Here is a 15,091-nt window from a genome sequence, read left to right as displayed (position 1 = left end):
ATTTTTCTCCTTATACGTGAATTTCTTGTTTTTCTTTTACTTCTCTACTGAATTTTTCTAATAATTCAACGAGCTCGTCTCGTGTGCTCACTTGGTTAATCTCTTTTCTAACCGTACCGTTTCCACGCACACCTTTAAGGTACCATGATGCATGCTTTCTCATTTCAAGTAGTGCTTGTTTTTCATCTTTTAATGCGATTAAGCGATCCATGTGCAACTTCAATACTTCAATCTTTTCATCTAGATCTGGTTCATCAATGAGTTCGCCTGTTTCTAAGTAATGCACAGTTCTATAGATCATCCATGGATTACCGAGTGCAGCACGTCCGATCATTACTGCGTCTACTCCAGTTTCTTTTAACATTTTTTCAGCAAGTTCTGGCGTTGTAACGTCACCATTGCCGATTACTGGAATGTTGACAGCTTCTTTAACTTGTCTGATAACTTCCCAGTTCGCTTCACCTTCGTACATTTGGACACGTGTACGTCCATGTAGCGCGATTGCAGATGCTCCTGCTTTTTCAGCCATCTTCGCGTTTTCTACAGCATAAATGTGGTCTTCGTCCCAACCGATTCTCATCTTAACTGTAACTGGTTTTTTAACGTTATCTACAACAGCCTTAACCATCTCATAAATTTTAGGTGGGTCAAGTAACCATTTTGCTCCCGCTTCACAGCGGATAATTTTATTTACCGGACATCCCATGTTGATGTCAATGATGTCAGCTTCCGTGTTTTCATCTACGTATTTCGCTGCCTCAACAAGTGACTCTTTCTCACCGCCGAAAATTTGAAGTGACATTGGATGTTCATTCTCTTCAATGTGAAGCATCTTTAATGTCTTTTCGTTTTTGAATAGTAATGCTTTGTCACTGATCATCTCTGCACACACGAGTCCTGCGCCGAATTCTTTCACCGTCAGTCTGAATGCTGCGTTTGAAACTCCGGCCATTGGCGCTAGTACGACTCTGTTTGGTATTTCAACATTTCCAATTTTAAACATCCATTACACCTCGCTTTAAATCTTTATATAATTCTTGAATTGTTTTTTTAAATGTTGGATGCATCACTTTTGGAGCGATTTCGTTAAATGGCTCCAGCACAAATTCTCGCTTGTGCATTTCAATATGTGGCACTGTTAAGTCGTCGATATTCAGTTCTAAATCTTCATAGATTAAAACATCCACATCGATGATTCGTGGACCCCATACTTCTTTTCTTACTCGTCCAAGTTTCTCTTCTATTTCAAGACCGAAGTATAACAGATTTGTTGGAGACAGGTTAGTCTCTACTTCAATCACCATGTTTAAGAAGTCTGGTTGGTCTGTCATACCATATGGTGCTGTCTCATAAATTTGAGATTCTTTTCTAACTGTAACATCTGGGTTTTCTGCTAGTAACTCGATCGCATTTCTTAAGTTTTTGTAACGCTCTCCGATGTTAGTTCCTAATCCTAAATAAGCAATTGCCATTAATTTTCACGCTCTCTCACTATTTCCACGCTGACGTTTTCGTATGAACCGTCTATTGGTGGGCTCGGTTTAGTTACTTTAATTTCTAGTTTTTGTGCTTTGGCGAATCCTTTAAAAATTGCCGTAGCAATTTTTTCTGCTAAGTGCTCAATCAAATTCACTGGTTCTATTATGACTTCAGCTTCTATCACATCGTAAACGTCTGCGTAATTGATCGTATCATTCACTTCATCTGATTGTCCTGCTGGACGCAAGTCCGTATGAATAACACAATCAACTAAGAAGTATTGACCGATTTCTCTTTCGGCACTTAAGACGCCATGATATGCGTAGAGCTTAATGCCATTTACTCTTATCTTATCCATTATAAATCTCCCTGCAATTTCATGTAAACGTCTGCGATTTGACGGTTCATTGCTACATTGTGTACGCGTACTCCGTGCACACCTTGATTAATACCGATAATCGTCGTTGCCGCTGTAGCTGGGTCGCGTTCTTCAGGTGATGTCTCGGTGCCGATAAGCTCTTTAACCATACGCTTACGACTTGTTGCGAGCAGCACTTTGTACCCTTTTGCTACGAGCTTGTCCAAGTTTCTCATTACTTCAATTTCTTCATCACGTGATTTTTGGAATCCGATACCTGGATCGAGCCAGATGTTTTTATCTTCAATACCTTTGTCTTTACATAGCTGTACAGATTCCATGAGTTCAGCAATCATATCGTCTACGACACTTTCATATGTCCCATGGCTATTATTGTGCATCAGAATAATTGGCACTTCGTATTTTTTAACAACGTCAAGAATTGTATCATCATACGTCCCACGCCACTGGTCGTTGATCATCGTTGCTCCTGCCGCAAGAACGGCTTCTGCGACTTCACTACGAAACGTATCGACAGAAATGTCTACTCCGAGATCAAGATTCGCGATTCTCTCTACTACTGGAACGACACGAGAGATTTCTTCCTCTAAAGTAATCTCAGTATAGCCTGGCCTTGTTGAATAACCACCAACATCAATAATGTTAGCTCCCTCATTCGCGAGCCGCTTCGCATGACTGACTGCATCGTCCAGTGCATTGAATTTTCCACCATCACTAAATGAGTCTGGTGTGACGTTTAAAATGCCCATAATTTGAAGTTGTTCCACGGACCATCATCCTTACACATAGAATATTAGTATTATACCATTTTTCTACAACGAATTTAACTGTAAAAGCCTATATTCTCACGTTCCCTACAAACAAAAAGCACCAGAACTCTAACGAGTTCTGGTGCTTTTTAAAAATATCTTATTATTGTCTATTAGTCTTCAAAATTAAACAGTGGCGTTGAGAGGTATCTCTCACCATTTGATGGCAGAACAGTCACAACAGTTTTACCAGCACCAAGTTCTTTTGCTTTTTCAATTGCTGCATATACTGCTGCACCTGAAGAAATACCACCAAGTATTCCTTCATGCTTCGCGAGTGCACGTGCTGTTTCAAACGCGATATCGTTGTCTACTTTAATGACACCGTCATACACTTCAGTATCAAGTGTTTTAGGTATAAATCCAGCACCTAACCCTTGTAGTTTATGCGGGCCTGGAGTTTCGCCAGAAAGTACTGCTGAATCGGTAGGTTCTAAAGCAAACACTTGTGTGTCTTTGTTATGTGCTTTTAACACTTTACCTACACCAGTTACAGTACCACCAGTACCAACACCTGCTAAGAATGCATCTATTATAAATCCGCCCGCTTGTGCTTGTTCAACAAGTTCCGGACCTGTTGTTAATTCGTGAACACGTGGGTTCGCCATGTTTTCAAATTGTTGTGGCATGAAGTATCCAGGCTGCGCTGCTAATTCTTCAGCCTTTTTAATAGCACCTTTCATACCTTCAGCACCCGGTGTTAAAACGAGTTCAGCACCATAAGCTTTTAAGAGGTTTCTTCTCTCTTTACTCATTGTGTCTGGCATAACAAGTACTGATTTGTAACCTTTACTTGATGCGACCATTGCTAAACCAATTCCTGTGTTACCACTTGTTGGTTCTACAATTGTTGTATCTTCATCAATTTTACCTTCTTTTTCCGCCGCTTCGATCATCGCTTTAGCAATCCTGTCTTTAACAGAACTACCAGGATTCATAAATTCAAGTTTTACATATACGTCCGCTGCACCTTCTGGCACTAACTTGTTCAACTTCACAAGTGGCGTGTTACCAATTGCTTCAGAAATATTATTAAATACGTTAGACATTTGTCTACCTCATTTCATAGTAATCAACTAGGATTAGTATACCATGCGATGATTTAAACTTTCAAACTTTTGAATTCTAATCTATAACAATTCTTCAAGTTCTTCTTTTTCAATCCAAATAGTGTTTCTACAAAAGTTACATGTCGCTTCTGCTCCACCATCTTCTTCGATCATTTCTTTGATATCTTCTTTTTCTAACGAGGCCATCGCATTTAAGAAACGTTCTTTCGAACACGTACATTTGAATTCAACTGGCATCTCGTCAAGCTTTCTCCAGTTGTCCGCACCAAGTGCTACATCTACAATTTCTTCAGGTGCCATACCTTCATCGATTAACTTAGAAATTGGTGTCATTTTACTCGCTGCTTCTGTTAAGTAATCAATCGTCTCTTCAGTTGCATTTGGAAGCACTTGAATGACTAGTCCACCCGCTGCTTTAATTGTGTTGTCCGGATTCACAAGAACACCTAGCGCAACGATTGAGGGTACTTGCTCTGAACTGTAGAAGTAGTATGAGAAATCCTCACCGAGTTCACCGCTGACAAGCTCAACATTTCCAACAAAGTTATCTTTTAAGCCAATGTCCTTCGCAACACGGAGGTATCCATTTGTACCTACTGCACGTCTTACGTCTAGTTTACCGTGTTCGTTTAGATCGAAGTGAACTTGAGGGTTCTTAAGGTATCCACGCACTTCACCTTTCGAGTTTGCGTCCGTTACGATGGCACCGATTGGTCCTCCACCTTCAATTGTTACTGTTACTTTTTCTTCACCTTTTAACATTGCGCCTAAAACTACTGTCGCAGTCATTGCACGACCCAGGGCTGCTGCAGCTGTTGGATATGCGCCGTGACGCTGTACTGCCTCGTTTACTGTTTCTGTTGTTTCGAGCGCAAAAATACGCACTTCATCATTGACTCCGAGACCTCTAATTAATCTATCACTCATTTATATTACTCCTTTTTTCACAAGAAAAGTCGCCACGAGGGCGACTTCTTATCTGTTGTCTTTATCTTCGTCCACACGATTGTGTGATTCTTGTTCGATTTCTTCTTCAAAATTATTATCAGACGTCATATCTGGTTCTTGTACAGGTTCTTCATCTTTAGTTACATCTTCGTTATGTGTTAACTTGTTTTTAATTTCTTTATAAGATGAACCCACGTGTTCCTCGTCGTCTTTTTTCTCTTCTACTAAATGAGAGTCATCGTAAACACGGTCTGGTAATTTACCATGATGGAAGAGTCCTTCGATTTGTTCTCTGTCGAGCGTCTCTTCAACAAGAAGTGTTTCAGCAATTAAGTTTAACTGCTCTTGATGATCTGTAAGGATTTGAGTACAACGATCATATGAGTCTTTGACAATTTTTTGTACTTCTAAGTCAATTTCATAAGCAAATTTGTCTGAGTAGTTTGGTTCGTTACCCATTTCTTTACCTAAGAAGACTTGTCCGTTTGAGTCGCCAAATTGGATTGGACCAAGTTTATCACTCATACCGTATTCCATTACCATGCTACGCGCAAGGCTTGTTGTTCTTTGGAAATCGTTGTGTGCACCTGTTGATGCTTCACCAAATGTAACTTCTTCGGCTACACGTCCTCCGAGTAATCCAACGATACGGTCTAATAATTCTGGTTTAGTCATGAAGTAACGATCTTCTTTTGGAAGCATTACTGCATATCCACCAGCTTGTCCACGAGGGACAATCGTTACTTTATGGACTGTTTCCGCTTCGTCTAGTACCATACCGATTACTGTGTGACCTGCTTCGTGGTATGCAACAATACGGCGTTCTTTTTCGCTCATCACACGTGATCTTTTAGCTGGACCAGCAATTACTCTGTCCGTTGCTTCATCTACGTCACGCATATCTATTGTTGATTTACCTTGACGCGCTGCAACTAGGGCTGCTTCGTTCAGTAAGTTTTCTAAGTCCGCACCTGAGAAGCCTGGTGTTCTTTGTGCGATTGCTTGTAAATCTACCGTTTCGTCTAAAGGCTTGTTCTTAGAGTGTACTGTAAGAATTGCTTCACGACCTTTAACGTCCGGGCGTCCAACTTGAATTTGTCTGTCAAAACGACCTGGACGTAGTAACGCTGGGTCAAGAATGTCTGGACGGTTTGTCGCAGCAATCATAATGATACCTTCGTTATCTGAGAATCCATCCATTTCTACGAGTAATTGGTTCAGTGTTTGTTCACGTTCATCGTGTCCGCCACCTACACCAGCACCACGTTGACGACCAACTGCATCAATTTCGTCTATGAAGATAATACATGGCGCGCTTTTCTTCGCTTGTTCGAATAAGTCACGTACACGTGAAGCACCAACCCCAACAAACATCTCTACGAAATCTGAACCTGAAATTGAGAAGAAAGGTACGCCTGCTTCTCCTGCAACAGCACGTGCAATTAATGTTTTACCTGTTCCTGGAGGTCCTGTTAAGAGTACCCCTTTAGGAATTCTTGCGCCCATCTGATCGAATTTACGATGGTCTTTTAGGAAGTCTACGACTTCAATTAATTCAGCCTTCTCTTCGTCAGCACCAGCAACGTCACTGAAGCGTACTTTCTTTTCACTTTGGTCATACAGTCTCGCTTTCGACTTACCAAAGTTCATCATTTTATTCCCGCCTCCGCCACCTTGCGCGTTTGACATCAAGAAAAGGAATAAGAATAGAATTAATAATAATGGAATAAATGTAAACAGCATTCCAGTCCATGGACTTGGTTCCTCAGCAGGTTCTACTGTGAACTTTAAATCTTTGTCTGCTTTCGCAGTATCAAGAATAGAATCAAGGTCTGTTCCTGCGTTGTATGGGATAACTGTTGTAAATGATTCGTTTTCTTTTTGATTTTTTAGCTTACCTTCAACAAGATACACACTGTTTTCTGGTTGAATGGTCATTTGTTCGATATTACCCTTGTCTAAGTTCGACATGAAAGCTTGATATTCAAGCTCTTTCTGTTGACCAGTTCCATCATTGAAGCGTTGGAAAACTCCAAACAGAATCACTGTTAGAACAGCAAGGAGTAATATATTTCGGCCTGTATTCTTCGGCATCCGTAATCCTCCGTTTCTAATACACTAAAAGAAATATTAACACAAACTAGTACAATGGTACTAGTGAAATGGCTTAACTATAAAGTTCCGGTTTTAAAAGCCCGATATATGGTAAGTTTCTATAAAATTCATTGAAATCTAAACCATATCCAACAACGAATCCGTCAGGAATTTTTGTACCGATGTATTTCACTTCAACATCTAATGTACGGCTTGGAACTGGCTTGTCTAAAAGCGTACAAATCTCAACGCTTGCTGCTTTTCTATATTGTAGGAAATCGACGATTGAGTTTAAAGTGTTTCCAGTCTCAACGATGTCTTCGACAATTATGATGTGTCGACCTTCAATAGATGAAGACAAGTCTTTTAGGATCTTAACTTCTCCTGATGACTGAGTGCCAACGTAACTTGATACGTCCATAAAGTCGATTTCAATATGGGTGTCGATGTTTTTAATGAGGTCTGTCATGAACATAATTGACCCTTTTAAAAGTGCGACTAATATAGGTTTCTTACCTTCGTAGTCTTTTGTAATTTGCTCTCCTAATGACTTAGCAAGTGAAACAATTTCTTCTTCGGTTAAAACAATTTCACTTATATCATTTTTCAATGTCATGAGAATTACTCCTTTATGTCTAGTTTAATATCAAATTTCAAATGATTGAATGATTTAATTATATTATAAATTGGCCCAACTGCAATGATTTGACCATCAGAATTCACGATAATCGGCATTTTGTCTCGCAAGTGATTCGGAATTTTTTTATCAATGAAAATCCGGTTCACTTTCTTAGTGCCTAAATTCGGTAACAAGATCCTGTCCCCTACACGTCTCGTGCGAACGGTAATCGGCTCCTCTACTAATTCAACGTCAATCGTGTACCCGTTAAACTTATATTTCCCGGGTGACGAAATCACACGCACTTCATCAATTATTTCGTCATCAATTTTCTTTACTGTAAACGTGTCGTAAGACACAACTAACTTGAAGTCATTCTTAGAGAGTTCTGCTTGTGCTGTATTCCTTTCTAGGATGCTCACGCACTCTTCTATAAATGCGCGTTCAATGTAGTCATTAAATAGAATAGATAATACACGTAATTTCACAATCTTGTTCAACTCATTGAATGCATCGCGGTTGAACGCGTTTTTGTCTTTTAAAAATGCCTTGGCTGTTTCAGTGACGAGTGAATCCATATCAGAGAAGTCTTCCTTAAATTGTAGGAGTGCTTTCGTGCTCAATGACGGATGCACATCAATCGCAGGCACCACATTGTGCCTGATGTAATTGCGCGTGTAATCATCTCTCTCGTTCGAAACGTCTTCTAAGACGAGAACTCCATAAGTTTTTGCGTAATCTAATATTTTTACTTTCGAAAGGTGCAACATCGGTCTTAAAAACTTTCCATGCCTCTCCTTTATGCCAACGCCGTATAAGTGACGCGTAGATAACAGTTCATGTAGAATCGTCTCCACATCATCATCTGCGTGATGTGCAGTTAAGCAGTAATCAATACCGTGACTCTCCATCATGGCAGAGAAGAATTGATAACGTGCTGTGCGACCCTTCTGCTGTGTGAAGTCATCTAACTCAAGCCTAATAGATAAAAACACATGCCCATTTTTAAGCGCAAGTCTTTCCAGCACTTCTTGTTCGTGCTTGGACTCAACACGCACCCCGTGGTTCACGTGGAATATAGTAAGCGACTGATACGTATCTTTGTAACTGGTCGAAAGCATGTGATAAAGCACACTTGAATCCACACCGCCCGACAAGGCGATTGCGATATGATCTGTTTTTGCCCAGCGCACGTTTAATTTCACGTTATTACACCTCTAAACAAGAAAAAGGCCAGAAGTGTATTCTCGCCTCTTTAGAATTATTAACGCCCTTTGCCACCACGACGTGACTCAGCTTGTCTTTTTATTGTAGACATGCGTTCTTCGCTGTCTTTTAAGAACATTGATAATTTTTTCTCGAAGTCTTCAGGAGATTGTTCTCTCTTCTCTCTGCGTTCTCTTTTAGGTTTTTGTGCTTGCTTGATAGAAAGTGAAATTTTTCCGTCATCTCCAACTGAGAGCACTTTAACTTCGACTTCGTCATTGACCTTAAGGTGTTCATTTATGTCTTCGACAAATTTATTTGCTACCTCACTAATATGAACGAGTCCACTTTTTCCTCCAGGTAATTCTACGAATGCACCAAAAGGTTTAACACCTGTTACTTTTCCAATGACTTTTTCGCCAACTTCTACTGACATGTTGAATATTATCCTCCCAAGATTAATCTTTATTAAGTCAATGATACCATTAAACAAAAAAATAATCATTACCGACGCAATGATTATTGATATATTACTATTTATCTTTTTCCTTCTTTTTATCAGATTCTGGTAATGAAAATACCATCTCGCCACTCTCTGACATGAAGAATTCACTACGCGCGATTCTTCTGATGTAGTTATCATCGTTTAACTGCGCAATTTCACGCTCTAAGTCCTCATAAGTACGATTCTTTTCGTCGAGCACTTTTTCTGTCTTAACAATCTGGTCTTCTAAAATACCATTTTCGTATTTTTGATAAAGCCCCATTGAAACGAGGATGAGGCAAACTGTAAGCAAAATCCCAGTAAAGAGCAACATTCTGTTTCGTATAACACGCGCTTCACCTTTTAGTCTCTTCTTTTGACTATCCGTATTAAATGTATATTTATTTAACAGTTTAATCACTTTGTTGCTCATTACCTCACCCCTTTAAAGGCCTTTATTATATTAATATTTTATAAAACTATAGTACTTTTGATTTTACACTAAAACCAAACTCGTTTCTATTAATATCAAAAATCTCTTTCAATTTTTTCTTCTTCAAGTAGCTTGTACATGAGTGATGCCTCGTCTTTACGCACGTGTTCACGTAGATCCGTCACTTCGTATGTCACAATGCGTGTACCGAAACGGATTTTGATTCTATCTCCAACCTTAACAACAGTGCCTGCTTTCGCTATTGCACCATTTACATCTACACGACCGTCGTCACTTACTTCTTTTGCAAGCGTACGGCGTTTTATGATTCGGGAAACTTTTAAGTATTTATCGAGTCTCAATTTTCACCCTCCAATATATCTCTGAGCGCTCGCTTGTTATGAATCGTTTCTTTCATCCAAGGAAGAATAATATCTGCATACTCCTTCTCGTATTTCACGCGAGCCTCTTTACCTTCTTTTTCCTTCTGTTTGTTCCAAACTTGATGAACGTCAGATGTTGTCTCAGCTTCAACGTCACCAAAGACATGCGGATGACGATGTACGAGCTTCTCATTTAAACGGCTTAAAACATCATAGAAATCAAAATAACTATCCTTGTTCGCGATCGCTGCATGAAGCCCCACTTGCAACAAGATGTCACCGAGTTCTTCAATCAGAAGTTCATCATCTTCAGTTTCAATGGCTTCGATGACTTCGAATGCTTCTTCAATTAGATATCGTTCGAGTGATTCATGCGTCTGTACTTTGTCCCATGGACATCCATCTTCACCTACAAGCGTATTGAACAGATCGTTCATGTGGTGTATCGAACGGTTATCAAGTGCATTAGATTCCACTTTCGGCACATACATCGTCATTAAGTTCGACGTCGGAACGTTGTGGTCAATCTCGCTGAGCTCCGCTTTAATGATGCGTTGATCTATAGAGCCTGCTTTATCTACTAAATACACAGTCGTATCATGCGGATAAAATTCTAATAGTTCGAGTTTCGCGTTCGACACTGAAAACAGGTCATAGACTTGAGTGATTAAAGTATGTTGATGATGGTTGAAGTCGGCAAAACGTAAGTTTGAACCATCTAAGATTTGGAATCCATCGTTCACTGGAATTTCGAGCGCTGCAATACACACATCTATAAAGCTTTGACCACCAATGATTTCGACTTCAAGATCATTACTATTTTTCGCATGACTCAGTAACATCTCTGTGGTCGTTTCATAAATAAGCGGGCTACCTGGAACAGCGTACACAATGTCTTTATCTTTTGATGCTTCAATCAAGATGTCCGCAATCGTTTGATAGGTATCTGTAAATGTATCGTTGGCTTCGTAAATATGATCGAATGATTCATACTTAATGCCTTCGTCATCTAACATTTGAACAGCAGGATGATCGTTTGTTCTTAGATATAGATGCTCTGAATTTTGAAGAGCACGGTAAATGCGGAGTGACATTTGGTCAACGTCCGAACTTCCGAGTCCTATTATTGTAATCTTCATGCCACTTCCTCCATTCTTGCATCAACACTCGCTTTTAGGATACTGATGAGCGAGTCGATTTTCTTCGTCCGTACAATAAATCTAATTTCCCCATCAACGACTTTTATGCTTAAGATGCGTTTAAATTCCTCTGTATCCATAAATAGTTTTGATCCATCAATTTGACTTGTTGCTTGTTTCGATAAGTTCACGTAGAAGTGACGCTTGTCTTCTTTCACGTTGTACGCACCAAGAATGAGTGCGTAAATCTTCACTCTCACAAGCTTAATTAAGTTTTCAACCTCTACTGGGAAATCTCCAAAGCGGTCGATGAGTTCATCCTCAATATCTCTCAGTGACTCGATGCTGTTCACTTGTCTTAAACGCTTGTACAGATCGATTTTAGACTGTTCATGCGCAATATAACTTGCAGGCAAATATGCGTCGAGTTCGATATCGATTGGAAGGTTTACTGGTTCCGGTTCTTTTTTAATTCCACGTTTTTCGTTCACGGCTTCTTCTAACATGTCAGAGTATAATTCGTATCCAACTGAATCGATGAAACCGGACTGGTGTTTACCGAGTAAGTTACCCGCGCCACGAATATTTAAGTCGCGCATCGCGATCTTAAAACCACTTCCGAGCTCTGTATATTCCTTGATTGCAGATAGACGTTTTTCCGCCACTTCTGTAAGCACTTTGTTTGATTGGTGGAAGAGATACGCGTAACTAATACGGTTACTGCGTCCCACACGTCCTCTTAACTGATAGAGTTGCGATAACCCAAAGCGATCCGCATCCTCAATGATCAGCGTGTTCGCGTTAGGCACGTCTACCCCTGTTTCAATGATCGTTGTCGTTACGAGTACATCATATTCTCCATCAATGAATGCATACATCGTCTCTTCAATCTCACGCTCAGTCATCTTCGCATGCATAACAGCAACGTTTGCGTCCGGTACTAACATTTCAATGTGCGCTGCTTTTTCATAGATTGTACTCGTGCTGTTATGAAGATAAAAAACTTGACCATTCCTTGCGAGCTCGCGGTCAATTGCTTCCTTCACGAAGTTCGCGTTGAACTCTAAAACGTACGTCTGAACAGGGAATCGGTTCAGAGGCGGTGTTTCTATTACAGATAAGTCACGCACACCCATTAAACTCATGTGAAGTGTTCTTGGAATCGGTGTTGCTGTTAACGTTAGTACATCAACGTTTGTCTTAATCTGTTTGATTGCTTCTTTATGTTTTACACCAAAACGTTGTTCTTCATCGACGATCAATAATCCAAGATCTTTAAATTCAACAGACTTGCTTAAAATCGTATGTGTGCCAACTACAATATCGACCGTTCCCTCTTTTAGTCCTTGTCGCACTTCACGCATTTCTTTAGCAGTTCTAAATCTACTCAACATTTCCACGTTTACCGGAAAATCTTCAATACGCTCAATGAATGTTTCAAAGTGTTGTGCTGCTAGAATCGTTGTCGGTACGAGCACCGCAACTTGCTTTCCATCTTGTACTGCTTTAAATGCAGCACGAATCGCAACTTCAGTTTTACCATACCCGACGTCACCGCATAGTAATCGGTCCATCGGCTGAAGGTCTTCCATATCCTTTTTAATTTCATTAATAGACGCAAGTTGGTCAGGTGTCGGTTCATATGGGAACTTCGCTTCGAACGCTTCGACCATGTCGTTATCTTCGCTGAATTTAAATCCAACAGAAGCTGCACGTTCTTGATAGAGCTTTAACAGTTCTTCTGCTAACTCGTTGACGTTCGCTTCAACTCTTGCCTTCGTGCGCTTCCACTCAGTACCGCCGAGCTTGTGCATCTTCGGCGAACCATCATCTGAAGAAACATATTTTTGCACGAGTTGCATTTGATCTACAGGAATGAATAGCTGGTCCGTCCCTTTATACTGAAGCTTCATATAGTCTGAGTGAATGCCTCCGACTTCAAGCGTCTCAATACCAAGATATCGACCAACTCCATGGTGAATATGCACGATGTAATCTCCGACATGGAGATCCTGATACGACTTAATTTTTTCAGCATTCGATAATTGCTTCGTTCGCTTCTTTCTCTTTGCTACACGATTATATAACTCTTTTGAAGATAAAACAGCCACATGCATGTATGGAAGAATAAATCCTTTTTCAATTCCACCTGTTGTAAGTACTACCCCTGTTACAACGTCTTCAGGTAAATCGTATAGATATGTGTGAATGTTTAAGTCATCAAAGAGTTGCTTGGTTTTCTTTACTTCATCCTCATCACGTAAGATGATGTTGACGAGATATAGATTTTCAATAAATTTATTGATATTAGACGCTAATATATCGTACTGACCATAATAAATTTCTGTCGGCTTCACTGAAATTTTAATGATTTCTTGGAACTTCACTGGCATACTCTTTAAGAATAATGTCATATAAGTTGCGTTTCTGTTCATGAGGCGCGACAACTGATGCTCATGATAGTTAGCTCCACCTACAAGAAACTTCCCTGCTTCCAGCATAGAGTCATAGAAGTTATTAATTGCATCAGTTTCTGTCTCATAAGCCATTTCGATATTTTTAATTTCATCGATAAAAATACGCACATCCGCGTCGAGGTAATCTAGGATTGAGATCTCGTCTTCACGAAGAAGATGACTAAACTGAACAAGATACTGGAACGTAAAGTCTTCATGAATAAGCGTTGCATAATACTCATCTAAAGCTTCTAGTTCTTGTCCTTTTAATTTCAATCTCGTGTTTTCGTATAGTTCTTCTACAATCTCCAACAGTTGCGCTCTATCTGACTGATTTAGAATGTACTCAGCATATGGTTCGAGCGTGACTTTATCGACATTCTGCTTAGAACGTTGCGTCTCTTCATCAATTAAACGCAGCGAGTCTACCTCTTCGTCAAACAGCTCAATACGCACAATACCATTTGGTGTATACACATCAAAGATATCACCACGAACAGCGAACTCTCCAAAGTTTTGCGCTTCTTTCATGCGTTTATAACCAATACTCACAAGATATTCAATGAATATTTCGTACTCTATAATGTCACCCAACTTTATGTGCTTTTGATATTCTTTTATAATATCTTTTGGCATAAGTGGCTTTAATAGAGCTTCTGTAGGTACAATAAAGAGCCCTGGTTTCTTCTCAATCAGCGCGTAGAGTGTGTTCATACGCGCTTTTCTAAACTCAGGGCTTTCTGTTGCCATTGTCTCAATCATGATATCGCCGACAGGAAATGTGTAAATATCATCTGTTAGTTCTAACAGGGATGCTTCTAATCGTTCCATCTTGTGATTGTTTTCAACAAAAACGACGACCTGTCCTTCTGAAAGCTCTTGTATCTCGTTAAAGAACACGCCTTTAAACTCGTCACTAATCCCAGTAACGAGTAAATTTCCATCATGATTCGGTTTTACAATTTCTTTAATACGATCATCATTTTTAATGCGTGATTTTACTAAACTATACATCGACATCACCGTTGTATTTGTTCATAACATCAATAAACGATTCATTTAAGAATCCTTCACACGCGTTCGTTGTGTGCTTGACAACTTTTTCTAAGAGTACTTTCTCCTCATCAGTAAACCGACCGAGCACCCAGTTCACAACAGGCATTCTACCATCAGGACGGCCGATACCCATGCGGACACGCTTATATTTTTCAGTACCAAAGTGTTGCGTCAGAGATTTAATACCATTGTGGCCACCGGCACTTCCTTTTTGTCTGAGCCTCACGCGACCAAGTGGTAAATCTAAATCATCATATAAAACAACAACATCTTCTAGTTCAACATTGAAATAATCAATTAATGGACGTGCACCTTCACCAGACAAGTTCATAAATGTCTGTGGCATCACTAGCATGACTTTTTCAGTACCCACAAACCCTGTACCATAAATACATTTAAACTTCGATTGGTTCATATCTATGTTCCATTCTCGTGCAAGATCCATTATTCCGATAAACCCAATATTATGCCTCGTGTTTTCATACTTAGGCCCAGGGTTTCCGAGTCCAATAAATACTTTCAAAAAAATCCCACCT

The 15,091-nt window shown here is 39.8% G+C and carries 15 protein-coding genes; all 15 read right to left on the bottom strand.

Features of this window, described 5'->3' with window-relative positions; genetic code table 11:
* Positions 1 to 10: 10 nt before the first annotated feature.
* The 15 genes from dusB to pth all read right to left on the bottom strand — a co-directional run bounded on the left by dusB (position 11) and on the right by pth (position 15,078).
* Positions 11 to 1,003, bottom strand: a complete 993-nt coding sequence (gene dusB, locus H9D55_RS00810; protein ID WP_186075986.1) for a tRNA dihydrouridine synthase DusB — start codon at positions 1,001 to 1,003, stop codon at positions 11 to 13.
* Complete coding sequence (gene folK / locus H9D55_RS00805) at positions 996 to 1,472, bottom strand: 2-amino-4-hydroxy-6-hydroxymethyldihydropteridine diphosphokinase (RefSeq protein WP_186075984.1); 477 nt, start codon at positions 1,470 to 1,472, stop codon at positions 996 to 998. The genes dusB and folK overlap by 8 nt, the downstream gene beginning before the upstream one ends.
* Positions 1,472 to 1,837: a dihydroneopterin aldolase gene (gene folB, locus H9D55_RS00800; RefSeq protein WP_186075982.1), complete on the bottom strand. Its 366-nt coding sequence runs from the start codon at positions 1,835 to 1,837 to the stop codon at positions 1,472 to 1,474. Before folB ends, folK begins: the two co-directional genes overlap by 1 nt.
* Entirely contained in the window at positions 1,837 to 2,625 is a 789-nt protein-coding gene (folP, locus tag H9D55_RS00795) for a dihydropteroate synthase (RefSeq protein WP_186075980.1), read from the bottom strand. Before folP ends, folB begins: the two co-directional genes overlap by 1 nt.
* A 155-nt stretch (positions 2,626 to 2,780) precedes the next feature.
* A complete protein-coding gene (gene cysK / locus H9D55_RS00790; protein ID WP_186075978.1) occupies positions 2,781 to 3,716 on the bottom strand; it encodes a cysteine synthase A in 936 nt (311 codons plus the stop codon).
* Between the two features lie 81 nt (positions 3,717 to 3,797).
* Positions 3,798 to 4,664, bottom strand: coding sequence for an Hsp33 family molecular chaperone HslO (gene hslO / locus H9D55_RS00785; protein ID WP_186075976.1), 867 nt, complete (start codon positions 4,662 to 4,664; stop codon positions 3,798 to 3,800).
* A gap of 48 nt (positions 4,665 to 4,712) precedes the next feature.
* Positions 4,713 to 6,779 (bottom strand): ATP-dependent zinc metalloprotease FtsH, encoded by a 2,067-nt coding sequence (ftsH, locus tag H9D55_RS00780; RefSeq protein WP_186075974.1) that lies wholly within the window; start codon positions 6,777 to 6,779, stop codon positions 4,713 to 4,715.
* 73 nt (positions 6,780 to 6,852) lie between these two features.
* Positions 6,853 to 7,395 carry a hypoxanthine phosphoribosyltransferase gene (gene hpt, locus H9D55_RS00775; protein WP_186075972.1) on the bottom strand — a complete coding sequence of 181 codons (543 nt, stop codon included), beginning with the start codon at positions 7,393 to 7,395 and terminating at the stop codon, positions 6,853 to 6,855.
* Positions 7,396 to 7,400: 5 nt separating this feature from the next.
* Positions 7,401 to 8,603 (bottom strand): tRNA lysidine(34) synthetase TilS, encoded by a 1,203-nt coding sequence (gene tilS, locus H9D55_RS00770; RefSeq protein ID WP_186075970.1) that lies wholly within the window; start codon positions 8,601 to 8,603, stop codon positions 7,401 to 7,403.
* Between the two features lie 59 nt (positions 8,604 to 8,662).
* Entirely contained in the window at positions 8,663 to 9,040 is a 378-nt protein-coding gene (locus H9D55_RS00765) for a S1 domain-containing RNA-binding protein (RefSeq protein WP_186075968.1), read from the bottom strand.
* Positions 9,041 to 9,137: 97 nt separating this feature from the next.
* Positions 9,138 to 9,521, bottom strand: coding sequence for an FtsB family cell division protein (locus tag H9D55_RS00760; protein ID WP_186075967.1), 384 nt, complete (start codon positions 9,519 to 9,521; stop codon positions 9,138 to 9,140).
* Between the two features lie 95 nt (positions 9,522 to 9,616).
* Complete coding sequence (locus tag H9D55_RS00755; RefSeq protein ID WP_186075965.1) at positions 9,617 to 9,883, bottom strand: RNA-binding S4 domain-containing protein; 267 nt, start codon at positions 9,881 to 9,883, stop codon at positions 9,617 to 9,619.
* Positions 9,880 to 11,043, bottom strand: coding sequence for a MazG nucleotide pyrophosphohydrolase domain-containing protein (locus H9D55_RS00750; RefSeq protein WP_186075963.1), 1,164 nt, complete (start codon positions 11,041 to 11,043; stop codon positions 9,880 to 9,882). The genes H9D55_RS00755 and H9D55_RS00750 overlap by 4 nt, the downstream gene beginning before the upstream one ends.
* On the bottom strand, positions 11,040 to 14,513 hold the full coding sequence (gene mfd / locus H9D55_RS00745) for a transcription-repair coupling factor (protein WP_186075961.1): 3,474 nt from the start codon (positions 14,511 to 14,513) through the stop codon (positions 11,040 to 11,042). Before mfd ends, H9D55_RS00750 begins: the two co-directional genes overlap by 4 nt.
* The gene (gene pth, locus H9D55_RS00740) at positions 14,506 to 15,078 is read right to left on the bottom strand and encodes an aminoacyl-tRNA hydrolase (RefSeq protein ID WP_186075959.1); all 573 of its coding nucleotides are present in this window, start codon (positions 15,076 to 15,078) and stop codon (positions 14,506 to 14,508) included. The genes mfd and pth overlap by 8 nt, the downstream gene beginning before the upstream one ends.
* Positions 15,079 to 15,091 lie beyond the last annotated feature (13 nt).

The organism is Phocicoccus pinnipedialis, from assembly GCF_903994035.1.
GTDB lineage: Bacteria > Bacillota > Bacilli > Staphylococcales > Salinicoccaceae > Phocicoccus > Phocicoccus pinnipedialis.
This window is presented reverse-complemented; position numbering and strand designations above follow the sequence as displayed.

What these genes read in the sequence shown, in the direction of transcription:
- ftsH (WP_186075974.1), bottom strand. Translation starts at nt 6,779, where the DNA reads ATGCCGAAGAATACAGGCCGAAATATATTACTCCTTGCTGTTCTAACA.
- mfd (WP_186075961.1), bottom strand. Translation starts at nt 14,513, where the DNA reads ATGTATAGTTTAGTAAAATCACGCATTAAAAATGATGATCGTATTAAA.
- dusB (WP_186075986.1), bottom strand. Translation starts at nt 1,003, where the DNA reads ATGTTTAAAATTGGAAATGTTGAAATACCAAACAGAGTCGTACTAGCG.
- folB (WP_186075982.1), bottom strand. Translation starts at nt 1,837, where the DNA reads ATGGATAAGATAAGAGTAAATGGCATTAAGCTCTACGCATATCATGGC.
- H9D55_RS00765 (WP_186075968.1), bottom strand. Translation starts at nt 9,040, where the DNA reads ATGTCAGTAGAAGTTGGCGAAAAAGTCATTGGAAAAGTAACAGGTGTT.
- hslO (WP_186075976.1), bottom strand. Translation starts at nt 4,664, where the DNA reads ATGAGTGATAGATTAATTAGAGGTCTCGGAGTCAATGATGAAGTGCGT.
- cysK (WP_186075978.1), bottom strand. Translation starts at nt 3,716, where the DNA reads ATGTCTAACGTATTTAATAATATTTCTGAAGCAATTGGTAACACGCCA.
- folK (WP_186075984.1), bottom strand. Translation starts at nt 1,472, where the DNA reads ATGGCAATTGCTTATTTAGGATTAGGAACTAACATCGGAGAGCGTTAC.
- H9D55_RS00760 (WP_186075967.1), bottom strand. Translation starts at nt 9,521, where the DNA reads ATGAGCAACAAAGTGATTAAACTGTTAAATAAATATACATTTAATACG.
- H9D55_RS00750 (WP_186075963.1), bottom strand. Translation starts at nt 11,043, where the DNA reads ATGAAGATTACAATAATAGGACTCGGAAGTTCGGACGTTGACCAAATG.
- hpt (WP_186075972.1), bottom strand. Translation starts at nt 7,395, where the DNA reads ATGACATTGAAAAATGATATAAGTGAAATTGTTTTAACCGAAGAAGAA.